Origin of the sequence: Leptolyngbya sp. CCY15150 (assembly GCF_016888135.1) — a bacterium.
GTDB lineage: Bacteria > Cyanobacteriota > Cyanobacteriia > RECH01 > RECH01 > RECH01.
In genome coordinates, this window is record NZ_JACSWB010000172.1 from 1 (window position 1) to 22,632 (window position 22,632).

22 protein-coding genes are annotated in these 22,632 nt (G+C 54.5%); 8 read left to right on the forward strand and 14 right to left on the reverse strand.

Features of this window, described 5'->3' with window-relative positions:
- Positions 1-85 precede the first annotated feature (85 nt).
- Together JUJ53_RS11015 and JUJ53_RS11020 are read right to left on the reverse strand one after the other, a co-directional pair.
- The gene (locus tag JUJ53_RS11015) at positions 86-982 is read right to left on the reverse strand and encodes a hypothetical protein (protein WP_204152064.1); all 897 of its coding nucleotides are present in this window, start codon (positions 980-982) and stop codon (positions 86-88) included.
- Between the two features lie 365 nt (positions 983-1,347).
- Complete coding sequence (locus JUJ53_RS11020; protein WP_204152065.1) at positions 1,348-2,457, reverse strand: S-(hydroxymethyl)glutathione dehydrogenase/class III alcohol dehydrogenase; 1,110 nt, start codon at positions 2,455-2,457, stop codon at positions 1,348-1,350.
- Between the two features lie 254 nt (positions 2,458-2,711).
- Here JUJ53_RS11020 and JUJ53_RS11025 point away from each other — a divergent pair, with 254 nt between their 5' ends.
- Both JUJ53_RS11025 and arfB read left to right on the forward strand, forming a co-directional pair.
- Positions 2,712-3,197: a sterol desaturase family protein gene (locus tag JUJ53_RS11025; RefSeq protein WP_204152066.1), complete on the forward strand. Its 486-nt coding sequence runs from the start codon at positions 2,712-2,714 to the stop codon at positions 3,195-3,197.
- 116 nt (positions 3,198-3,313) lie between these two features.
- Complete coding sequence (gene arfB / locus JUJ53_RS11030) at positions 3,314-3,727, forward strand: alternative ribosome rescue aminoacyl-tRNA hydrolase ArfB (RefSeq protein ID WP_204152067.1); 414 nt, start codon at positions 3,314-3,316, stop codon at positions 3,725-3,727.
- A gap of 10 nt (positions 3,728-3,737) precedes the next feature.
- Here the strand turns inward: arfB and JUJ53_RS11035 are convergent, their stop codons facing one another.
- The 6 genes from JUJ53_RS11035 to JUJ53_RS11060 all read right to left on the reverse strand — a co-directional run bounded on the left by JUJ53_RS11035 (position 3,738) and on the right by JUJ53_RS11060 (position 9,994).
- Positions 3,738-4,610 (reverse strand): DUF72 domain-containing protein, encoded by an 873-nt coding sequence (locus tag JUJ53_RS11035; RefSeq protein ID WP_204152068.1) that lies wholly within the window; start codon positions 4,608-4,610, stop codon positions 3,738-3,740.
- 9 nt (positions 4,611-4,619) lie between these two features.
- A complete protein-coding gene (locus JUJ53_RS11040; protein WP_204152069.1) occupies positions 4,620-5,882 on the reverse strand; it encodes a SufS family cysteine desulfurase in 1,263 nt (420 codons plus the stop codon).
- Between the two features lie 21 nt (positions 5,883-5,903).
- Positions 5,904-7,241 (reverse strand): Fe-S cluster assembly protein SufD, encoded by a 1,338-nt coding sequence (gene sufD, locus JUJ53_RS11045; RefSeq protein WP_204152070.1) that lies wholly within the window; start codon positions 7,239-7,241, stop codon positions 5,904-5,906.
- On the reverse strand, positions 7,241-8,026 hold the full coding sequence (gene sufC, locus JUJ53_RS11050; protein WP_204152071.1) for a Fe-S cluster assembly ATPase SufC: 786 nt from the start codon (positions 8,024-8,026) through the stop codon (positions 7,241-7,243). Before sufC ends, sufD begins: the two co-directional genes overlap by 1 nt.
- 80 nt (positions 8,027-8,106) lie before the next feature.
- Positions 8,107-9,543 (reverse strand): Fe-S cluster assembly protein SufB, encoded by a 1,437-nt coding sequence (gene sufB, locus JUJ53_RS11055; protein ID WP_204152072.1) that lies wholly within the window; start codon positions 9,541-9,543, stop codon positions 8,107-8,109.
- A 91-nt stretch (positions 9,544-9,634) separates the two neighbouring features.
- Positions 9,635-9,994 carry a ferredoxin-thioredoxin reductase catalytic domain-containing protein gene (locus tag JUJ53_RS11060; protein ID WP_204152073.1) on the reverse strand — a complete coding sequence of 120 codons (360 nt, stop codon included), beginning with the start codon at positions 9,992-9,994 and terminating at the stop codon, positions 9,635-9,637.
- Positions 9,995-10,203: 209 nt separating this feature from the next.
- Here JUJ53_RS11060 and sufR point away from each other — a divergent pair, with 209 nt between their 5' ends.
- From sufR to JUJ53_RS11075, 3 genes are all read left to right on the forward strand, one after another.
- On the forward strand, positions 10,204-10,917 hold the full coding sequence (sufR, locus tag JUJ53_RS11065; protein WP_343327934.1) for an iron-sulfur cluster biosynthesis transcriptional regulator SufR: 714 nt from the start codon (positions 10,204-10,206) through the stop codon (positions 10,915-10,917).
- A gap of 190 nt (positions 10,918-11,107) precedes the next feature.
- Positions 11,108-11,503, forward strand: a complete 396-nt coding sequence (locus tag JUJ53_RS11070) for a hypothetical protein (RefSeq protein WP_204152075.1) — start codon at positions 11,108-11,110, stop codon at positions 11,501-11,503.
- Position 11,504: 1 nt separating this feature from the next.
- Positions 11,505-11,771 (forward strand): DUF6737 family protein, encoded by a 267-nt coding sequence (locus JUJ53_RS11075; RefSeq protein WP_204152076.1) that lies wholly within the window; start codon positions 11,505-11,507, stop codon positions 11,769-11,771.
- On the opposite strand, the gene JUJ53_RS11080 is transcribed toward JUJ53_RS11075, so the two are convergent.
- The 3 genes from JUJ53_RS11080 to rimO form a co-directional block, all read right to left on the reverse strand.
- Complete coding sequence (locus JUJ53_RS11080) at positions 11,768-12,544, reverse strand: 3'-5' exonuclease (protein WP_343327935.1); 777 nt, start codon at positions 12,542-12,544, stop codon at positions 11,768-11,770. The genes JUJ53_RS11075 and JUJ53_RS11080 overlap by 4 nt on opposite strands.
- A 103-nt stretch (positions 12,545-12,647) precedes the next feature.
- Positions 12,648-14,084, reverse strand: a complete 1,437-nt coding sequence (locus JUJ53_RS11085) for a DEAD/DEAH box helicase (RefSeq protein WP_204152077.1) — start codon at positions 14,082-14,084, stop codon at positions 12,648-12,650.
- Between the two features lie 21 nt (positions 14,085-14,105).
- On the reverse strand, positions 14,106-15,464 hold the full coding sequence (rimO, locus tag JUJ53_RS11090; RefSeq protein WP_204152078.1) for a 30S ribosomal protein S12 methylthiotransferase RimO: 1,359 nt from the start codon (positions 15,462-15,464) through the stop codon (positions 14,106-14,108).
- A 782-nt stretch (positions 15,465-16,246) separates the two neighbouring features.
- Here rimO and JUJ53_RS11095 point away from each other — a divergent pair.
- Both JUJ53_RS11095 and JUJ53_RS11100 read left to right on the forward strand, forming a co-directional pair.
- Positions 16,247-17,110 (forward strand): photosystem I biogenesis protein BtpA, encoded by an 864-nt coding sequence (locus JUJ53_RS11095; protein WP_204152079.1) that lies wholly within the window; start codon positions 16,247-16,249, stop codon positions 17,108-17,110.
- A gap of 221 nt (positions 17,111-17,331) precedes the next feature.
- Complete coding sequence (locus JUJ53_RS11100; protein ID WP_204152080.1) at positions 17,332-18,255, forward strand: vitamin K epoxide reductase family protein; 924 nt, start codon at positions 17,332-17,334, stop codon at positions 18,253-18,255.
- 206 nt (positions 18,256-18,461) lie between these two features.
- Here the strand turns inward: JUJ53_RS11100 and JUJ53_RS11105 are convergent, their stop codons facing one another.
- Positions 18,462-19,127 carry a hypothetical protein gene (locus tag JUJ53_RS11105; RefSeq protein WP_204152081.1) on the reverse strand — a complete coding sequence of 222 codons (666 nt, stop codon included), beginning with the start codon at positions 19,125-19,127 and terminating at the stop codon, positions 18,462-18,464.
- A gap of 124 nt (positions 19,128-19,251) precedes the next feature.
- On the opposite strand from JUJ53_RS11105, the gene JUJ53_RS11110 reads away from it, so the two are divergent.
- On the forward strand, positions 19,252-20,433 hold the full coding sequence (locus JUJ53_RS11110; protein WP_204152082.1) for a site-specific integrase: 1,182 nt from the start codon (positions 19,252-19,254) through the stop codon (positions 20,431-20,433).
- Positions 20,434-20,628: 195 nt separating this feature from the next.
- On the opposite strand, the gene ald is transcribed toward JUJ53_RS11110, so the two are convergent.
- Entirely contained in the window at positions 20,629-21,708 is a 1,080-nt protein-coding gene (ald, locus tag JUJ53_RS11115) for an alanine dehydrogenase (protein ID WP_204152083.1), read from the reverse strand.
- Positions 21,709-21,800: 92 nt separating this feature from the next.
- The gene (locus tag JUJ53_RS11120; RefSeq protein WP_204152084.1) at positions 21,801-22,490 is read right to left on the reverse strand and encodes a diacylglycerol/polyprenol kinase family protein; all 690 of its coding nucleotides are present in this window, start codon (positions 22,488-22,490) and stop codon (positions 21,801-21,803) included.
- Positions 22,491-22,632 lie beyond the last annotated feature (142 nt).

Consider the following 22,632-nt stretch of genomic DNA (forward strand, 5'->3'; position numbering starts at 1 on the left):
TCGCTCTCAGTGATCTCAAGCTTGAATGGACGACTCATTTCTATCCTCCAGGATTGACCCTCCCTCTATTCTATGTCCCTTTAAATTAAATTGGTATGACAACATCACTTACAATTTCATCCCCTAGAGATTGTCCCCACTTCACCAATTTATCTTTCATGATTGGACTTTTTCGTGCTTGGGTCGCTATATCCTCAGCCACTTTTTTTTGAGCAACCTCAATGGCTAACCCCTGCTTTTGTATCTGATCAAGCAAGTCTTGGATTGAAACTGCTGCAAGACTTAGATCCTGGCTTAAATTAATATAGGTGTCTTGACTTTCAGTAAAATCTGGTGCACATTCATTCAGACATTCTCGTCCCCATAGGTCGTCCATGTCAGGAAGGGTCAATGCAACAGGATGGCTTAATATTAGCTTAAGCAACTTAGCCAATTTTGTTGTCACATAAGATGGGACTAATTTATGATCTTTTGTTCCCGAGTAAATAACAAAGCGAATTAAACCATGATAAAACTCAATTGCTGCTTGTTGCGTAGGGTTTATAAATTTGTGATGCTCAAGAATGTCTTCCAGCGCATAGCAGATTGCATGAGATACTAGAAAAGCGTGCTCCTTCTTAGGTTCGTAGAAGCTATAGTTTTCAATCTTAGTCTTAAGAGAGTAGCCAATTTCTCTGGTGATTCCTTCAATTTCTCTTGCAGCCACATATACTTTCTCTTTCCCGTAATCTGTGCTAATTATCGAGCGAATAGAACCATCAAATTCCGGTTTTCTGTAAGAATCTAATTGCCCTAAAATTCTACAATAGAAGCCAATTGCAGAGATGCAGCTAAAAATATTTATATCCCTCAGGAAATCGTTAGGCTTGTAAACCTCAAACATCTCTTGAAGATGATTGAAAAACTTACCTGACTTATTAGCAGGAATTGACTCATAGAAAACAGATGAAAGTGCCCACACCCTGCTATGCCAATCTGCCATTCGTTGTAGAGGCATAACAGAATAAATCTTGGATTCTTCAGAAGACGACATATGTTTGAAAAGGAAACATCTCAAGACAAAACCTGGCGCAGTTCATATTTCACACTCAGCTATACGGTGGAACGGGTAGCTTAAACCGCTTAACCACTACTGAGCCTGATCAGTGACTTAATTTTGCCAATACTTCCAGTCAGGGTGGTTGACCAGATTTTAAGTTGAATATCATGGACTTGGAGGACAGTTATACCCAACATTATATGCATAACTGCCCAAATGGGAGTGCTATGCCGAATGGGATGATGATAACTGCCCTCTAAGGAGTGGTTCGTCAGATTTTGGTCTGTATCAGCAGAAACAGCAGAATGTTAAAACGTCACAACACTACGAATCGACTCCCCGCGATGCATGAGGTCGAAGGCTTCGTTAATCTGTTCCACCGGCAACACATGGGTAATTAGGTCATCAATATTGATCTTGCCATCCATGTACCAGTCCACAATTTTCGGTACATCCGTACGCCCCCTCGCGCCACCAAACGCTGTGCCTTTCCAGACCCGACCGGTCACGAGCTGAAAGGGTCGAGTGCTAATTTCTTCCCCAGCACCCGCCACGCCGATAATCACACTGACGCCCCAACCCTTATGGCAACATTCCAAGGCTTGCCGCATGACCTTGACATTGCCAATGCACTCAAAACTATAGTCTGCGCCACCGTTGGTTAACTCCACCAGATAGGATACTAGGTCGCCCTCGACTTCCTTCGGATTGACAAAGTGAGTCATGCCAAATTTTTCAGCTAGTTCCTTCTTGGATGAATTTAGATCCACGCCGATGATCATATTTGCGCCCACCATGCGGCAGCCTTGAATCACATTTAGGCCAATGCCGCCCAAGCCAAAGATCACCACATTCGCCCCCGGTTCCACCTTGGCCGTGTTGATCACCGCTCCGACCCCCGTTGTCACACCACAGCCGATGTAGCAGACTTTTTCAAACGGAGCATCTTCGCGAATTTTGGCCAGGGAAATTTCAGGCACCACCGTGTAGTTGGCAAAGGTGGAGGTGCCCATGTAGTGATACAACGGCTTGCCTTGGAACGAAAAGCGACTGCTGCCATCGGGCATGACGCCGCGCCCTTGGGTGAGGCGAATCGCTTGGCAAAGGTTGGTCTTGTCGCTCAGGCAGTAGGAACAATTGCGGCATTCTGGCACATAGAGCGGGATCACATGGTCGCCTGGCTTGAGGCTTTTCACCTCTGGCCCCACCTCAACCACCACCCCTGCCCCTTCGTGCCCCAAGATGGACGGGAAAAGTCCCTCGGGGTCTTTGCCGGAGAGGGTATAGGCATCGGTATGGCAAATGCCGGTGGCTTTGATTTCCACCAGCACTTCTCCCGCTTTGGGGCCCTCAAGCTGTACTGTTTCGATGCTGAGGGGTTGACCTGCTTCTAGGGCGATCGCTGCTTTAACGTCCATGTACCAGCTCTCCTGTGAAACTCTCGACTATGGAATCAACCCTACCACGGGCGATCGCGTCCCATGGCTATCTGCTTATGGGATCTTCAGCTTTTTGGCCGATGGGAGACCACGAACAAAATTTGATAAAAGTGTCAGAATAGATAGGCCGATCGACTCAAGCGCTCTTCCTGATCATCTGATGGGCATGGAACGCTTGAGGTGTGAAAGGCGTCTGTAAACCAGCGTTTTGAATCTGTGGGTGAGAAGATAGTATGGTGGCTGGAATTATTTGTTTTTGTGGAGCCTTTGTCCTGGCCAGCTTGATTGAATATTGGATGCATCGCCTAATGCACGTCTCTCAACGGATTGGCGGACGTCACCGCGATCACCATCGCCGCAATGAAGGGCAGGGCGTTGTTTGGGAATTTCGTGACTATCTCTTGGGCAGTGCGATCGCTATTCTGCCGATGTTTTTGGTATCGCGGTCAGCAGGTCTTGGTTGGGCTCTAGGGGCGATCGCCTTTGCGGCCTTTTCGGCCTATGCCCATCAACTTCAGCACGAAAACCCGACCAAGTGTTTTTGGATGACCATGCCGGTTCACTATGTCCACCACAAGTACGGCATGTGGCATCACAATTTTGGCTTAGCCGTAGACTGGTGGGATCGGGTGTTTGGCACCTACAAGCCCATGGAATGGCTCACGGAAGAAGAACTCAGTCGTCCCCAGCGCGGGCTTCTAGAGCTACGCTGGTGGTAGGCTAGTCCTACGTTCCGACCAACATCCTCTGAGATATCACCATTCCTCTCACGCAGGGGAATGGTGATGAGTCGGAACACCCGTGCAGTTCAGCCGAAATCGGTTCATCCTTAACCATGTTGCAGATTACTAACCGCACCGCCATTCCCCTCAGCGAAATTGACCTCAGTGCGGTGCGGTCGCAGGGAGCAGGCGGGCAAAATGTCAACAAGGTTGCCACCGCTATCCATCTACGGTTTGATATCCAGGCATCGTCTCTATCGCCTCTGTATAAAGAACGATTGCTCAATCTAAACGACAAACGAATTACCAAAGATGGCCTGATCATCATCAAAGCTCAGCAGCACCGTACTCAAGAGCAAAATAAGGATGATGCCCTACAGCGGCTCCAAGCGTTGATTAAAAGCGTGACGGTTACACCCAAGAAGCGCAAACCGACCAAACCGTCTCGCAATGCTAAGAAAAAGCGACTAGACAGCAAGACGAAACGCGGTCAGATCAAGGCGCTGCGCAAGAAGGTTGACGAGTAAGATATTCTGATCAAAATAAGCTAAGCTGCTGAGTTTGCTGGACGTGATCCCAGGGTAGGGGCGGCACGGCTACGCCAGACCGTTCCAGGCCATGCTGAATGAGTTTGGCAATCCGGGGCGATCGCGCCTCCAATGGGCAGTGGGCAAAGAAATAGACCTGCTGACCCGCCTGCAGCCAATGGCCGATGTGCTGTACCCATTCTGCTAGGTAGTCCTGATTGCGATCAAGGTCGGGATGGCTAATATAGCGGATGATGACGCGATCGCTGGTGACCACTGGCTGCAGCGGCACCGGCGGTTTTTTCCGTTCGGAATGAACCTGGGGATCATCGTCACCATCATAAATAGCGCGGGTATCCAGCAGCACGCGTCCCACGTGATGCGATCGCAGCAGATCATTGAGCTGCTGGGCATGGGGGTCGCGAAACCAGCCCATGTGCCGCACTTCCAGGCAAAGGGGAACGCGATCGCGGGGCCAACCCTGGAGAAAGTTGGCTAGATCACTGAGGTACTGGGAACCGTAGCTGGGCGGCAGTTGGGCAAAGCAAGGGCCCAGGCGATCGCCGAGGAGCTGCATCCGGTCTAGGAAGGCGATCGCATCTGGTAGTTGAGGTGTGAGCAATCCCCCATGGGTGATGGTGCGCGGCAGTTTCAGGCAAAACTGAAAGCCCGGCGGCGTTTCGTCATGCCAGCGCTGTACCGTGGCAGCGTCGGGGGTGGAATAGAAGGTGGTGTTGCCTTCCACGGCCGTGAGGCGACGACTGTAGAGCGCCAGAAAATCCTGGGTACGGCTACCCAGGGGAAACAGGTCGCCCACCCAGTCACGATAGGCCCACACGGCACAGCCAATGTGGAAGGATGAGGAACTTGCCTGCTTGGTCACAGTACACTCCTAGGCAAAGATCTCGCCGAAGAAGGCGATCGCTTCCTTGAGTGCCGCGACGAAGGCATCAATTTCATCGCGGGTGTTGTAGAAGTACAGGCTAGCCCGTGCCGTAGACTGAGCGCCTACCAGACGATGCAGCGGCTGGGTGCAGTGATGTCCGGCGCGGATGGCAATACCGGCCTGATCCAAAATAGTAGATAGATCGTGGGGATGGACGGCCCCGGTGGTGAAGGCAGCTAGGGCGGCCCGTCCTGCTCCATCGGCCTGGGGTTGAGGGCCATAGATGCGCACGTCGGGCAGGATTGCTAACTGTTGAAACAGGTAAGCTGTCAGCTCTTGCTCGTAGGCATGAATGGCGTCCATGCCGATATTGGTCAGGTAGTCTACCGCGGCTCCCAGGGCGATCGCTTCAGCAATCGCAGGCGTCCCGGCTTCAAACTTATGGGGCACATCAGCATAGGTGGCATGGTCGAGGAAGACATCGGCGATCATTTCCCCACCACCGAGGAATGGCGGCATTTGGCGCAAGAGGTCACGCTTACCGTAGAGGAAGCCAATGCCCGTAGGCGCACACATTTTATGTCCTGACGCCACCAGCCAGTCACAGTCCATGGCCTGCACGTCAATGGCCATGTGGGGCACGCTCTGACAAGCATCGATCAACACCCGCGCACCGTGCTGGTGGGCTATTTGCACAATTTCGTTGACCGGATTGATGCAGCCCAGGGTATTAGACACATGCACCACCGACACCAGCTTGGTCTTATCGGAGATCAGGCTGCGATAGTGGTCAAGGTCAAATTCTTCGGTCTCCGTCAGTTCCACAAACTTCAGCACAGCCCCCGTGCGCTGGGCTACCAGTTGCCAGGGAATTAAATTACTGTGGTGTTCCATCACCGACAGAATAATTTCGTCCCCTGCCGTTAGGGTTGTCATACCCCAGGCATAGGCTACGAGGTTGATCGCTTCCGATGCATTGCGAGTATAGATAATTTCCTCGCGATGAGCAGCATTCACAAACGCTGCCACCTTATCTCGGGCTCCTTCATAGGCATCCGTCGCCCGCGCACTCAGGGTATGCACGCCCCGATGCACATTGGAGTTATCGAACTGGTAGTAGTGCTGCAGGGCCTCCAGTACGGCGATCGGCTTCTGGGAAGTTGCGGCATTATCAAGATACACCAACGGATGACCATGCACCTGCTGGTGCAGAATCGGGAAGTCGGGGCGGAGCTTGGCAGCGAGGGTGCGTTCCTGGGTAAGAGTCATAGGGACATGCGGTGGAAGGACTTAACGAGCGTGGGCGGAAACGAACTGCGATAGACGCTTCTGAACCGATTCAACAGGAATTTTACCGAGAATCTCAAAGGCAAAAGCATAGATCAACAACGATTGGGCACTTTCAGCATCAATGCCTCGACTTTGCAGATAAAATACTTCATCGGCTTCAAGCTGGCTAACCGTGGCTCCGTGGGTGCATTTGACGTTGTCAGCCACGATCTCAAGCTGGGGTTTGGTGTCTACCCGAGCCTTGGGCGATAGCAGCAAACATCGGTTTAGCTGAGCAGCATCGGTTAACTGGGCTGCCTGGGGTACATTCACCCTACCGTTGAAGATGGTGTGGGCTTTGTCGTCCACAATGCATTTATGCAGTTGACGACTGCTGCCGTAGGGCTTGGCATAGTTGATCAAACTATGGGTGTCGGCTACCTGCTTACCTTGGATCATGGTCAGCCCGTTCATGAGGGTTTCCACCTGCTCGCCGCTGTGGAATACATCTAAATTCCGGCGCGACAGGGCGGCTCCGAGGCTGATGTCATGAACTCGATAACGAGCGCTCCGAGCTTGGTTCACCACTGTACGGCTCAGATGAAACGCTGTCTCGCTGTCTTGCTGCAGGCGCACATGGTTGACCCCGGCATTCTCCTCCACCCAGATTTCCGTGACGGAATTGCTGAGGTAGGTTCCTGCATCCAGGCAGGCAAAGGTTTCCACCAGGGTGAGCGCGCTGTTGGGCTCTGCTACTACTAGGCAGCGCGGTTGAGAAAAGCTGGGGCGATCGCCCCTTGAGAGATAGAGAACATGAATCGGTTGAGCGATCGCTTGATTCTTACCTGCCCAAATAATCGCCGCATCCTGCAATCCAGCCGTATTCAAGGTCGCGAAGACATCTTGACCCACCGTTTGCTGGGCTAGATAGGTCGGCAAGCGATCGCCTAAGCGAGGAGCCACCTCTAGCAGCGACCCCACGGTCACAGCCGCAGGTAGTTCGCCCAGGGTGGATAAGGTAGGTGCATAGATACCATCAACAAACACCAGTTGAGCGATCGCTTCCGGTACGTCATACTGCGTGAGCGCTTCAGGGGCGATCGCCTCTAGATTGGGCTGAGCCGCTTCAAAATCTACTGCCAACAGCGAGGATAGATCGGTAAAGCGCCAATCTTCATCCCGCTGAGTGGGTAAGGTTGCCGTTTGCAGTTGGGCAACAGCCTGGTGGCGCAGTTCCTTCAGCCAAGCCAGGGTTGCTCCATCCAGCCGCGTTTCATCCACATCCAGCCGCTGACTCAGCAACTGCACGAGATAGGCATGGCGATCAACACGAGGCGGCGTTAAGGTAGACGTCTGCATTATTGAACCCCCGCTGCTTCTTGTTCCACAACCCAATCATAGCCGCGCTCTTCGAGCTGAAATGCCAGAGACTTATCGCCGGTGGTGATAATGCGGCCGCCTTCCATCACGTGGACATAGTCGGGCACGATGTAGTCTAGCAGGCGCTGATAGTGGGTAATCAACACCGTGGCATTATCTGGACTGGCAAGTTGATTGACGCCACCCGAGACAATTCTCAAGGCGTCGATGTCTAGACCGGAGTCTGTTTCGTCCAGAATGGCTAAGCGAGGTTCCAGAAGCGCCATCTGTAGGATTTCATTGCGCTTCTTTTCACCGCCGGAAAAGCCTTCGTTGACGCTGCGATTGAGAAATTCTGGCTTCATCTTAACGACGTCCAGCTTATCTTGCACCAGTTCGTCAAAGTCAAAGGCATCCAGTTCTTCTAGCCCCTGATGCTTACGGCGAGAGTTGCAGGCTACCCGTAGGAAGTCGATGTTGCTCACACCGGGAATTTCTAGGGGATATTGGAATGCCAGGAAAATTCCGGAGCGCGATCGCTCCTCAGCGGGCAGGTCTAACAAGTTCTGACCCTGGTAGATTACTTCACCGCCAGTCACCGTATAGTCGGGATGACCTGCAATCACCTTGGAGAAAGTGCTTTTCCCCGAACCGTTGGGCCCCATAATGGCGTGGATTTCTCCCGCCCGCACCTCTAGGTTCAGTCCTTTGAGAATTTGGATTCCGTCTACTTCAGCCGTGAGATTACGAACCGACAGAATCACCTCAGCGTTGTCATTGATCATCGATTACTTACCTAACTTCGTCATGCTCATATGTATGGGGAGAAGGCGATCGCGTCTTCGAGGGGCGATCGCCTGCGAACTTAACCTACACTGCCTTCCAGTTTCAGACTCAAGAGGCGATCGGCCTCCACCGCAAATTCCATGGGCAGTTGGTTAAACACATCCTTACAGAAGCCGCTGATCATCATCGAAATGGCGTCTTCCATGGAAATGCCCCGCTGCAGGAAGTAGAACAGTTGGTCTTCGCCAATCTTCGAGGTCGAGGCCTCGTGCTCCACCTTGCTGGTGTTGTTTTGAACCTGAATGTAGGGGAAGGTGTTAGCCTGGGCGCGATCGCCAATCAGCATCGAATCACACTGGGAATAGTTGCGGGCTCCTTCAGCCTTGGGGCCCACTTTCACCAAGCCACGATAGCTATTTTGCGATCGCCCGGCGGAAATTCCCTTGGAGATAATCGTGCTGCGGGTGTTTTTGCCCACATGCACCATCTTGGTGCCGGTATCGGCCTGCTGGCAGTTGTTGGTTAGCGCTACGGAGTAAAACTCACCCACGGAGTTGTCACCCACCAGCACACAACTCGGATATTTCCAGGTGATCGCCGATCCAGTCTCAACTTGAGTCCAAGAGATCTTAGAATTCTTGCCCTGGCAGAGACCGCGCTTGGTGACGAAGTTGTAGATGCCGCCCTTGCCGTTTTCGTCGCCCGCAAACCAGTTTTGCACCGTGGAGTATTTGATGTCGGCGTTGTCGAGCGCCACCAGTTCAACCACTGCCGCGTGGAGCTGGTTGGTGTCAAACATGGGAGCAGTGCAGCCTTCTAGGTAGCTGACCGAGCTGCCCTCTTCCGCCACAATCAAGGTGCGCTCAAACTGTCCCGAATCGCCGTTGTTAATCCGGAAGTAGGTGGATAGCTCCATGGGACAACGGGTGTTTTTGGGAATGTAGACAAACGACCCATCGGAAAAGACCGCTGCGTTGAGCGCGGCAAAGTAGTTGTCCCCAGCCGGCACCACCGTACCCAGATACTTTTGGATCAAATCAGGATGGTGCTGCAGGGCTTCGGAGATGGAGCAGAAAATCACGCCTTCTTCCGCAAGCTTTTCCTTAAACGTAGTGGCCACCGACACGCTGTCGAAAATGGCGTCTACTGCCACATTGGAGAGGCGCTTTTGCTCCGAAAGGGGAATTCCCAGCTTTTCGAAGGTTTCCAGCAGGGTGGGATCGACGTCGTCTAAACTCTGAAGCTTGTCTTTTTTCTTCGGGGCAGAATAGTAGACAATTTTTTGATAGTCAATGGGGGGATAGCTGACGTGGGGCCAGGTGGGTTCCGTCATCTTCAGCCAGTGGCGATAGGCTTTGAGACGAAACTCTAGCATGAACTCCGGCTCATTCTTTTTGGCAGAGATCAGCCGCACAACATCTTCGCTGAGACCCGCAGGAATCGAGTCTGCTTCGATGTCGGTGATGAAGCCATACTTGTAGGGCTGATTAACAAGGGTCTTAACGGATGCAGACATGGGCGGTGTTCTCCGGTGGTCTCCAAAACATGGGTAGAGCAGTGGGGGAGCGGGATACCACAATGGCACCCGACCCCTGCTGAGGTGTCAATTAGTATTGACTGGTGGTTGTGCGAATTTCTTCGAAGGAAATATCTTGGCGATCGCCTGCGAAGTCGTTTTCAGGGGTTAGAAACAACATGCAGTGGCACTCTTTGCGCTCTCGCATGGGCACACAGGGGCAGTTCCAGTAAGCAGCGGCAGCCTCGGCCTCCTTGTCTTCGTAGTGGCGGCAGGGACAAAGGGGCGCACCAAGCTCATCTTTGTGCTTAGCCAACCCTTCAATCACCACGGCAGTCACGCCCGGATCGACACAAAAATAGGTTCCGGTACGCTGGGCATAGGTCTCGGAAAAGTGCCGCATGGCTTCGAGACTTTTATCAGTGGCTTGAGATTGAGTGGATGTAGTCATGGAATCAGCTTCTGTATCGTGATCAAAATTCAAACCGACACGACGGTCGATCGCCCCTATAATTAAAACAACGTACTTGTTGCTTAACATAATTGTAGGCTACTTTAACAACAGTAAGGTTGTCAAAGTCTAATATTGAGATTTTGTGATGATTCTTGATTGGCTCAGCAACCTAATTTGCGTCAGTGAACGACTAGCACTCCCCGACGATGATGGCCACTAAGCAGCACCCCTCCACCAAACAAGACATCCTCTACTACCTCCTGAAGCAAGGGCAAGCCAAGGCTCAGGATCTAGCAGATGCTCTCAATATCAGCCCTCAGGCGATTCGCCGACACCTCAAAGATCTAGAAGATGAAGGTTTGATCCAACATCATCCAGAGCAGACAGGTATGGGGCGTCCGCAACATATTTATGGGCTCAGCCAGGAGGGGCGCGATCGCCTGCCAGCTAAATATGATGACTTTGCCCTATCGTTGCTCGACACCCTCACCGAGACCGTCGGTCGGGAACAAGTGGGAACAATTTTGCGCAAACAATGGGAGCGCAAAGCTCAAGAATACCGCGATCGCGTGGGCAACGGATCGGTGGAGGAGCGGGTAGCCAACTTGGTGAAGCTGCGGCAGGCAGAAGGCTACATGGCGGAGTGGTATTCGGTGGAGCCGGAGGATGAATCGGTGCCAGACGCTGCCCATCAAGATCAGGACGATGCCCCAGCGGAGCAGTATGTGATTACGGAATACAACTGCGCCATTTCCCACATTGCGGAGTCGTTTCCCAGCGTCTGTGGCCATGAACTAGAGATGTTTGAAATTGCCCTAGAGGGCTGCGCCGTGAAGCGCACGCACTGGTTGGTGAATGGTGAGCATCGCTGTGGATACTTGATTCGCTCCACCAGCGATCGCCCCTCCCAACACCATTAAGCGACGTCAACGTCTTCCTAACCGGCTGCTAGACCAAGGATCCCGTAGCCTGACCTCAGGAGCACTCCCAGTTCCTGGCAGCCAGGCGAGAATGGATGTGGGGTGATATCCTGTGTGGTGATAGTCGTAGAGAGGGATCGGGCCCTAGACCCTGAGCATAGACGCAACGATGATCCCCAATGAGGATGCTATGACCGAGTTTCAAACCCCCGAATTTTTGACGCCGGAGGAATGCGCGGCGGTAGACCAGGCGCTGCTGTCATCCCGCGATAAGTTTTCCACCCGAGTGGCCATCTACTCCCTGCGATCGCTGAAGCAGATTGCCCAGGATACCGGCCAGCCCATCGAACAGATTGCCACGGCTGAGGTGGCGGAATGGGTGCGGCAAGATCGTACCAATCAGGCAGACCTGGAGATCGATGCTGGCTTTATTCGGTTTTTCACCCAGCTTGTGCTGTCGTCGCTAAAACCCCTACGGCAGCTCGCAGAACAGGAGCAGGTGGCGATCGCTGAGCTGCAGCCAGAGCAAATCATAGCTTGGTTTGAGCAGGTGGCTAAGCAACGGATTGAGCAGGAGTCTCGGTAGTATGGCGCTTGATCCTACGTCGGATTCCTTCAATCCCTGGCATCTCAAACCTTGGTGGTGTCAGCCTTGGTCAATTGTGCTCACCGGCACGGGGCTGATTGGCGGCAGTTGGCTGCTGTTCCATCGCGTTTGGCTGACGGGCTTGGTCGCCATTCCCCTCGGGGTCTGGATGGGCTTTTTTGTGCTGGTTTGGCCAAGATTGATGCGTCAATACGTAGCAGAATCTGCTGTTCAAGCCGATCTTGGCACGACCCAATCTCCAGATTAGGCTAAACCTGCCACCTGCTCCACATCCCCCCGGCGATACATGCGGGTCTGCGATCGCCCTCGTTGCACTAGACGATGGCTGACCCCAGCCTGGTCGAGACGGCGCTGACCGACTCGGGTAGAACAATTCAGCACGTCGGCCGCTGCCTTGAGGGGAATCCACTGCTGCTGCAATCGCTGGAGAATGGCATCATCGTCGCCCTCTAGGAGGTCGGATAATAACCGCTGGGTCAGCATCCAGCAGGCGAGGGTATCGGCTGCGGCCCGGTGCGATCGCCCTACGTTAAACCCAAAATGGGCTACCAGGTTCGGCAAACTGCGAGAGGGTAGATCGGACAGCAGCAGGCGAGATAGGGCTACGGTGCAAAGTTGTTCTGAAACGGGGCGATCGAAGCTGTAATCCAGTCGCGCATATTCCGCCTGCAGGAAGGCGTAGTCGAAGTTTAAATTATGGGCGGTGAGTACGCCTTGGTTGAGGGCCGGCCAGTAGTGGGGCAAGACGTCTGCCGTAGTTGGGGCAACGTCTACCATGGCTTGGGAAATTCCGGTGAAGGCGACAATATTGGCAGGAATAGGAACGCCAGGGTTCAGCAGGCTGGTGCGTTGATCCACCACGCCATCAGCGAGGGTGGCCTGCAAAACTGACAGTTCGGTGATGCGATCGCGCCAGCCCGCCATCCCGGTTGTTTCTACATCCACCACGGTGAACACTTGGCTACCCAACTGCCGATAAAATTGCAAAAGATCCAGCGATCGCATCATGGTTCTGACCACCACCCACCATAAAAAACACTGGCTGCCATCAACGGACAACCAGTGTCAAAACTATATCAACTTGTGAGTCGAAGGTTTAGCCCCTTCATCCAGGTCTAGACCTCTAGGAACGAGATGGGCTAGAGGGCTCTGAAACTCGGTTGATCTTGGGACGACGAGACTTGGTTTGGGGTGTCCGAGAACCACCGCCCGATGGACGAGACGGCCGCCGATCGTCGTCTGTAGCTTCCGGCTCCACCCGCATCCAAGATGGACGGGTTTGGTCGTAGGCCATTTGCAAGGCTGCCGCTGCAATCATGCGAGGTTCAAACTCTTCACTGAGTTGAGACACAATCGGCAAGAAAGACGCCATGCGTTCGCCTGTTAGGGCTTCTTGCACCCGAGATTTCAGCTTATCAATGTAGCGCGCTTCGATTTCGGCGCGGGTGGGGATCGTTCCCCACTCTAGCTTCTGGCGAATGTGGCGCTCAATGTCTCGCAGCTTGCGCTTGTCGAGGGGATGAACCAGGGAAATGGCGATCCCTTCTTTTCCGGCCCGCCCTGTCCGACCAATCCGGTGAACGTAGCTTTCTAGGCTATCGGGCAAGTCGTAGTTGATCACGTGGGTTAGATCTTCCACGTGCAAACCACGGGCAGCAATATCGGTTGCCACCACCCAGCGCACCTGCCGTTGACGGAAGCGCAGCAATAGCCGTTCCCGTTGAGACTGGCTGAGGTCGCCGTGGTATTCATCAACGCTGTGACCAGCGGCTTGAAGCTGACGGGTTAGTTCTGCGGCAGCCCGACGGGTGCGCACAAAGATCAGCGCTGATTCTGGATCTTCTAGTTCTAAAATCGGCTGTAGAGCCCGGGCCTTCGTCCAGCCTTTAGGGATCAAGTAGGCAACCTGGTTAATCCGGTTGGGAGCAGCCTTGGGTTGATCAATGGTCACGGTCACGGGCGATCGCAGGAATTTTGCTGATAGCTCGCGGATCACCGGATCCATGGTGGCGGAGAAGAAAGCGGTTTGGCGCTCAGCCGGAGCCTGGTTCAAGATGGTTTCTACATCTTTGATGAAGCCCATGTTGAGCATTTCATCGGCTTCATCCAACACTAGCCAGTTGAGCTTGTCCAGCTTGAGGTCGCCCCGACCCAGCAGGTCGAGCACCCGACCTGGCGTACCCACCACCATCTGCACACCCTTGCGCAGACGGCTGACTTGGCGTTCGACCGATTGCCCGCCATACACGGTCAAGATTTGCAGACGGCGATCGGTATTGAAAAGCTGAATCGCTTGGTAGACCTGCAAAGCCAGCTCACGGGTGGGGGTCAACACCAGCGCTTGCAGGGAGCGATCGCCCACGTCGATTTGTTCTAGCATGGGCAGGGCAAAGGCTGCGGTCTTCCCGGTACCGGTTTGCGCCCGTCCTACCACATCTCGTCCAGAGAGGAGGTGGGGAATGGCCTGGGCCTGAATTGGCGTCGGCGTTTTGAAATCAAGATGGTCGAGGTGCGCTACACAGGCTTCAGATAGGCCTAAGCTTTTGAAAGAAAGAGTCATCGAGTCTCCTTATTAATCTGTTTAAACAGAGACACGACTGAGCGCGCCTCTTAACTGCGTCTTGGAATCCGCAATCTGACCATAGAGGTCATAGACATCGGCTGATGTGATTTCAACCGGAACCATTGTCCCTAGGCGAGCCGTGCCCTGAACGTAGACCAGCCCGTCCACATCTGCAGAAAAGCGGGGCGATCGCCCAATTAACTCACCGGTCTCAGGATGTTCTTGCTCAATCAAGACATCCACAACGCGTCCAACTTCAGCCTGGTTGCGCCGGAGCGAAATCGGCTGCTGAAGCTGCATTAAGCGATCGCGCCGAGCATCCATCACCGCTTGGGGCAATGGATTGGGCAGATCGTAGGCTGGAGTTCCTTCTTCGGGGGAAAAGGTAAACACACCCACGTGATCAAACTCATGGCGCTGAACAAATTGGCAGAGGTGCTCAAAATGTTCATCCGTCTCGCCCGGAAAACCCACAATAAAGGTGGTTCTCAGAACGGCCTCGGGGAGAGCGGCTTTAATCCGCTCAATGATGCGATCGTTCACCTGCCCCTGCCATGGACGGTTCATGGCGCGCAGCACCTCGGGGTGGGAGTGCTGCAAGGGCAAATCTAGGTAGGGCAATACATTGGGGGTATTGCGAATGGCTTCGATTACCTTGGGCGTTAAGCCCGTGGGGTAAGCGTAGTGCATGCGAATCCAAGGTACCTCAACCTCTCCCAAGGCCTGCAGCAACTCAGCCAGCTTGGGCTCTCCATAGAGATCCATGCCGTAGTTGGTGGTGATTTGGGAGATGAGAATAATCTCCTGCACCCCTTCCGAGGCAAGCTGGTTGGCTTCTGCCACGATCGACTCAATGGAGCGCGATCGCTGATTGCCCCGTAGATGGGGAATAATACAGAAGGCGCAGCGGTAGTCACACCCTTCGGCCACCCGCAGGTAGGCCATGCTTTCAGTGGTGGTGCGATAGCGAGGAACCGTTTCATCGGCAATGTAGGTCGGCTCTGACGAGACTTCCTGCACGCGCTCCCCGGCTTCTGCCCGGCGCACCACGTCTACAATTTTGTTGTAATCACCGGTTCCCACCACCGCAACGGCCTCGGGAATTTCATCCAGCAACTCTTGCTGAAAATGTTGGGCCATGCAGCCCGTAATCACAATTTTTTTGTTGGCTTCCGCTAGCTCAACGAGGGTGCGCACCGATTCTTCTCGGGCAGCCTGAATGAAACTACATGTGTTGACAATGACGTAATCTGCGAGGCGCTCATCACTATCAACATGGTATCCGGCTTGAACGAGGAGACCCAGCATATGCTCGGTATCAACCCGATTCTTTTCACAGCCTAGATGTGATACAGCGATGGTTGGCGAATTGCCCATAGGGTTCTTCTAAAGTCTGGCTCAAGGAAAATAACACTGATCAGAGACGGGATGATGCGACTCTTGAAAACCACGGCAACCTTGTTGATGAGGACGCATGGCTTTCGATCAGTAGGGTTATCAGGACGACTAGCTTACAGTACATGCCTCGATCGCAAGCTGCTCGTCGTTCCTGCCTAAAGCCTGAACCTCATCGCACGGGTGGATTGTAGGCATTTTATCCTAAAATCTGAAGCCCTTCAGCCGCAATCGATTGTGCTGCACTGGGCAGCGATCGCTATAGTAACGCAAAACAGCACAACATAACTACACAATTTAGCCCAAAGTCCCATAGAAAGGTGAAGAAAGGTTGACCATTTGGATCTAGGAAGCCCACGATAGGTCGGCGCGGGGAAGACCCATTGCTGCTAAAGTTATTTCTAGGAGCGATCGCCTCCTCTACACCCAATCAAGGCTGGTTGTTAGGGCATGATACGGGCTGATAATGCCGTTCCATAAGCTTCTTGGCGGCATGGCGGTTTTGTATCGGTTGACCTTTTATTCAGCCCTAGGGATAGAGCATCGGGGCATTTTCCCGAGGTTACTGTCCTCCTGACCTACCCTAGACAGTCCTATAATTTGTTGGCTATGGGCCTCTGGTTTGGTAGGGTTACTGTCTAGCCCCTCGCCTAGTTCTGACTCAATGCGATCGCACTGAGGTTGGAGACTAGGTGATTCACCGTTCGGCGACCCCATCCCATGCTCATCCCTAGTTTGTTATCGAGTCCGAGTAGTTCAGACCCGTGGACTTAAAAAAAATCTTCAAAACTGCTAACCCGATTATTGGGGTCATTCACCTCTTGCCCTTGCCGACGTCTCCCCGTTGGGGGGGCAACCTCCAGACCGTGATTGACCGAGCCGAACAGGAAGCCGCCGCCCTCTCCTCTGGAGGCGTAGACGGTATCATTGTCGAAAACTTTTTTGACGCGCCGTTTACCAAGGAAGCTGTGGATCCAGCGGTGGTCAGCGCCATGAGTTTGGTGGTGCAACGCCTCAAGCATTTGGTGACCCTACCCATCGGGGTCAATGTGCTGCGCAACGATGCCCAAAGTGCCATGGCGATCGCCACCTGTGTGCGGGCCCAGTTCATCCGGGTGAACGTGCTCACGGGGGTTATGGCCACCGATCAAGGGCTGATTGAAGGACAGGCCCATCAGCTTTTGCGCTACCGCCGAGAGTTGGGCAGTGACGTCAGCATCTTTGCCGATGTGTTGGTGAAACATGCTCGCCCCCTAGGTTCACCGAATTTGACTACCGCCGTGCAGGAAACCATCGAGCGGGGCCTAGCCGATGGTGTTATCCTTTCAGGCTGGGCCACCGGCAGCCCGCCGACCTTAGAAGATCTGGAGCTAGCCAGCGCTGCCGCTGGGGGTACACCCGTGTTTATTGGCAGCGGTGCGACTTGGGACAATATCCCTAAACTCATCCAAGCCGCGGATGGGGTGATTGTCTCCAGCTCTTTGAAACGGCGGGGACGCATCGAGCAACCCATCGATCCAATTCGGGTGAGCCAGTTTGCGGAAGCCATGCATCGTGGCTTGGCAGACAAGTCTAAGTCTGCGAATGCTCCCCTCTCCATGAACTCGTCCGTAGCCGTATCTTCCTAGGGAACTCGTTCTCGTGGCTATGGTTTCGTTACCATCATGGCTGCCTAGCCAAGGTCTGTCACGAAGCTAGTCACTTAAGTTTGGGCTGTCCAAGATTCTGGGCGTGAAGGGTACACTACGAATGGTTGGTCTTGCAGCAGCGATCGCCCTCGCTGACTGCCCAGATCCTGATCTGCGCTCGCAGACTAGTATTGTACAAGTGTTTGTCAAAGGGAGGGTTTATGAGCCGTCGATCTCGAAGAACACCCTGGCTCCATCGTTGGTCGCGGTATATTATCACAGCGATCGCCTGCGTGGGCGCGATCGTGACCGGGTGGTTGACCTATGAAAAATTAACTGGCGGGACAGCGGCCTGTCCTACGGAGGGCTGTACCCAAGTCTTATCCAGCCCCTATGCCGAGGTGTTTGGCATTCCGCTAACGATCTTTGGGCTCTTGGCCTATCTCAGTATGGGAGCTATGGCGATCGCCCCCACCTTGGTGAATCCAGAGACCAATAAAGACCTGCGCATGAAGCTAGAAGGCTGGACATGGCCACTCCTGTTCATGGGAGCGACCGCCATGACCATCTTCAGCGGTTATTTGATGTATGTCTTGGCGTTTGAGCTGCAAACGGTTTGTGTCTACTGCATCAGCTCTGCGACCTTCAGCCTCAGTTTCCTGGTCTTGACCCTCTTGGGACGGGCTTGGGATGACGCGGGCAAGCTGATTTTTATTGGCATTATCGTGGCCATGGTGACCTTGATTGGCACCTTGGGCGTCTATGCCGGTGTGAATGCGCCGGCTGCCGAGAACGACGTTCCGGGAGAAGCCGGCCCACGGGTGACGACCACCTCGGGGGATGCGGAGCTTGCCCTAGCCGCGCACCTCAGCAGCATTGGAGCCAAGATGTATGGGGCCTATTGGTGTCCCCACTGCCATGACCAAAAACAACTGTTTGGTCTGCCAGCCGCCAAGGAATTTCCCTATGTGGAATGTGCGCCGGATGGACAAAATCCGCAGACGGATCTCTGTCAGTCACTATCCGACCAAGTCACAGGGTTCCCCACCTGGGAGATCAATGGACAGTATTATCCAGGGACGCGATCGCTTCAGGAGCTGGCTCAGCTTTCTGGTTACAGCGGCCCTACGGACTTCGCCAATTGATGCCCATGTCCTGATTCAGGTGCTAGACCTGTTTTGATCGCTAGGCTTCGACAGGCTCAGCCCGAACCTATGGGGCATTGCCCACAGCCCAGAGGCGGCTGGAGGTATACGATCCTTGAAACCCCGCTGCCAAGAACGGCGGACTAGCGTTAAACCCAGACTCCCTTGCTGATGCGAGGGAGTTTTTTGTTGGGGTTGCACACCGGCTAGGAGAACTGTGGAGCAGCGATCGCTTCGGGTTGGGCGAAGGAGTCCACGGCTATGTGGGGGGGATCGGTCGCTTGGGGATCTTGGGCGATCGCGCCGCTGCAGCCGGGGGTGGTGGCTAGGCGAGTTTGGGCAGCCCGCCAGTCTTGAAGCTGTTGCCGTAGGGATACCAAATATTCCCGATAGCTGGGAGAAACCCCGGAGGCCATGAGTGGGCCAACGTAGGCTAGGGCCAGATCCCAGTCATTTTGACAAACGGCACCGCGCAGGCTGGCGTAAAGCTGCTGGGTGCGAACATTTTCTGTCGGACGCTCAAAGGTCTGCGCTGATGATGAGGCGCTAAAGGAGGTGGACACGCTGGAGCCACCACAGTTGGGTGTATTCACAAATTGGGCTTGGGTGGCCCGCCAGTTTTCCACCTGATGGCGAAAATAAACCAGTTGCTCTTGATATTGGGTGGGAATGCCCGGCGTAACCATCAGCGGACTGATGGCGGCGAGGGCGCTATCCCAGTCATTGCGGCAGACAGAGGCTTGTAGGTTGCTATGGAGCTGCCGCAATTGCAAATCCTGGGACAGATCCACGGCCTCGGCCTTTTGGGTCAAACCGCCTGCCAAGACGAGCATCGGGGTGAGCGCAGCGACTGAATGACAAGGTTTCAGCATGGCCAGTTCCGAAAAAGGTGCGTTGTATTCTTCTACGACTTGAACCTAAAATCCGGTTGGTCTCGTGAAACCAGCACCGGTCGGAGTCTTGTATCATGGCGGAGTACACCCGATCGCCTGTCCTATGGCTGACCCGGCTTCTATCGACGAACGGTTAGTTATCCTCAATCAACGCCTCAAAGCAGCGCAGCTTGGGGTAAGCATCGAACAACGGGGCCATAAGCTGAGCCTCCGGGGCACCCTGCCGCCCCGCCCCGGCAGCGATCGCCTCCGACCCTATCAACAGCGCCTCAGTCTGAACCTGCCGGCCACGCCTGGCGGACTGAAGCAAGCCGAGCAACAGGCCAAAATTATTGCCGGGCAGTTGCTGCAGCAAACCTTTAGCTGGCAAGCCTACTTACCCATGGGTGGCGGTAAGCGCCTCAGCCAAATGGACTTAGCTGAGAAGATAGACGCCTTTCAACAGGCCTTTTTTGACCAGCAGCGATCGCGCCCCGCCTCAGCCCGCACCACCTGGCAGACCGCCTATGCACCCTACCTGCGTAAGCTGGAAGCGATCGCCCGCACCACGCCATCCCTCAACCTTGCCGAAGCCATCCAAGCCACGATCAAGGCTATTCCCGAGGATAGCCGCGGACGGCAGGTGTGCTGCACTGCCCTGCAAAGCTTTGTGACCTTTCTAGATCTCGATCTACCCTTCGACCTCAAGCAATGGTGGGGCACCTACAACGCCGCCACCCTGCAGCCCCGCCGTCTACCTAGCGATACGGACATCCTCAACGCCTATGCCATGATTCCCAACCCGGCCTGGCGGTTTGTCTTCGGTGTCATGGCCACCTACGGATTGCGCAATCATGAGGTGTTTTACTGCGACTACAGCGCTTTGCAGCAGACCCATGGGGACGCGATCGTCGAAGTGCTAGAGCCGACCAAAACTGGGCACCATGAAGTCTGGCCCTTTTATCCTGAGTGGGTTGATCACTTCTCCCTGCGCCATATTCAGCTTCCCAAGCTGCAAACAGATTTAGACAAAACCACCCTGCAGCGGGTGGGGCAGCGGGTCAGTGCTCAGTTTCGTCGCTATGGCCTACCCTTTTCGCCCTACGACCTGCGCCATGCCTGGGCCGTGCGCACCATTCACTTCGGCTTACCCGATACGGTAGCAGCGCGGATGATGGGGCATTCCGTCGCCATCCACACCCGCACCTACCACCGCTGGATTTCCCGTCGTGACCAACAGCAGGCCGTCGATGCAGCTCGGCAACGGCAGCGATCGCCTGTACTCCAGCCTCTCAACGACGGATAGTGGCCCGTGGGTTGAAGGGAGATGGGCGCAACCAGCCGCAACCAGCTCGAACAGTCCCACTCGCGTATCGCGGTGCTGGCGCAGCCGTAACGCACGGTCTTGTAAGGCATAGATGCGTTACGCTAAGCGCATCCTAGCCATCGCTGGGGTTTTTTATCCATAACGTCATCAACTGCGGTCAAATCCTACAGGCGGCTACAAATCAGGAAACACCTGCTTCACCGCCGGATGGATCAACGCACCTTCTGTGACATTCAGCCCCTTACCCAAATTCCCATCCCGCTCCAGCGCCGCCGTACCATGGTCTGCCAACTGCATCACATAGGGAAAGGTGCTGTTATTCAGCGCTTGGGTCGCCGTCCAGGGCACTGCGCCAGGCATATTGGGCACCCCATAATGCACCACCCCTGCATCTACATAGATGGGGCTGGAATGGGACGTGGGATGCAGGGTCTCAATGCAGCCGCCCTGATCCACCGCTACATCGACAATGACGGAACCGGGTCGCATCTTTTCTACATAGGCGCGGGGTACAAGGGTAGGAGCCTTGCGCCCTGGCACCAGCACCGCCCCAATCAGCAGATCGGCCTCAGGTACGATCGCTTCGATCTGGGCCGCGCTGCTAAACACAAGCTCCACCCGTGACCCGAACAGCTCCTCCAGTTCATTCAACCGCGCTAGGTTAATGTCCACGATCTGCACCTGCGCTCCCAAGCCAATGGCCATCTTGGCGGCTTCGGTGCCCACCACGCCACCTCCGAGGATAACCACCCGTCCTGGCCGCACCCCCGGCACGCCCCCCAGCAAGACGCCGCGGCCGCCCTGCTGCTTTTCCAAGAACCTGGCCCCAAACTGCACCGATAGCCGTCCGGCAATGATGCTCATGGGCGTCAGCAGCGGCAGGGTGTGATTCACTTCCACCGTTTCGTAGGCGATCGCTGTTACCTTGGCGGCCATGAGCTGTTCTGTCAAACCGCGATCGGCAGCTAGGTGTAGGTAGGTGAACAGGAGCTGACCGGCCTGCATCAGGTCATATTCTGCTGGGCGAGGTTCTTTCACCTTCACAACTAGCTGCCGAGACCAGGCCTCTTGCGCCGTAGACACCAGTTTGGCACCGGCTTGTTGGTAATCATCATCCGTGAAGCCCGCCCCATCTCCAGCCTGGGTTTCGACAAAGACCGTATGACCGCGATCGCTCAACCCTCTGACGCTGCTGGGACTGAGCCCCACGCGAAATTCCTGATCTTTAATTTCCTTAGGTACCCCGATCTCCATGCAAATCCTCATGCTAGATGACTATAGATTCCAGATTGCCCGAGACTGGCGCAAGACTGCTGTTGTACGGAACACGGTTCCCTCGGCCGTTCCTAGATTGGCCCCAACTGGTTCAGCCAGAAGGCGATCGCTGCACTGCCCACCGGCACCGTGAGATTGTCAATGCCCAGCTTTGAAAAAGCTTCTAAGGTCGTTGCGCCGAGGGCGATGCCCACCGGCACCAGCCAAGTTTGCCAGACATTACCCTGCACCGCCCACAAAATACCGCTACTCACACCATAGCTAACCATGGCCATGGCGCAGGAGCCTTCCCAGGTTTTTTGCATGCCCCAGAGCTTATACAAATTCCGTCCAAAGCGTTGACCGACCAAGGCTGCCATGCCATCGCCCCAGGTCATAATCAAAATCCCCACAGCAGCATACTGGGGCATCTGCAGGGCCCAAAACCAGGCAATCAGGATGGCAAAACTAATGGCATAGAAGAAGGTGCCTAGGCTTTTGCGCCCCACGGTGTTGATCACCGGCAGAATGGGCAATCGGTAGGACAGGAGAGCGATCGCACTGAACAAGATAGATGCACTCACCCCCAGCCAAGCGGGAATCTCCAACCACCAGGCTAGGAGAATCACGTTGCCGACACCCATGTGAACAACCTTGCGGATAATTTCTGGCCCCGCTGGCGTGCGGCGATGGAGGGTATCGGCGGTCATGCCCACCACTCCCAGCCAGAGGAGAACGATGGTGATTTGAAGCCAGAGAGATGACTGAACCAGTTGCAGCATGAAGCCAGAGAGATGGGGTGAACCAAGGCTAGCTTGTTCTAGCTAGCGCGGAGCAGCACATGTATGGCAAGACCAGTCGAGCTTCGGGCGATCGCTGGCTTGGCAGACATGAACTCTTTTACTGTAGAAGATTTTGGATCAG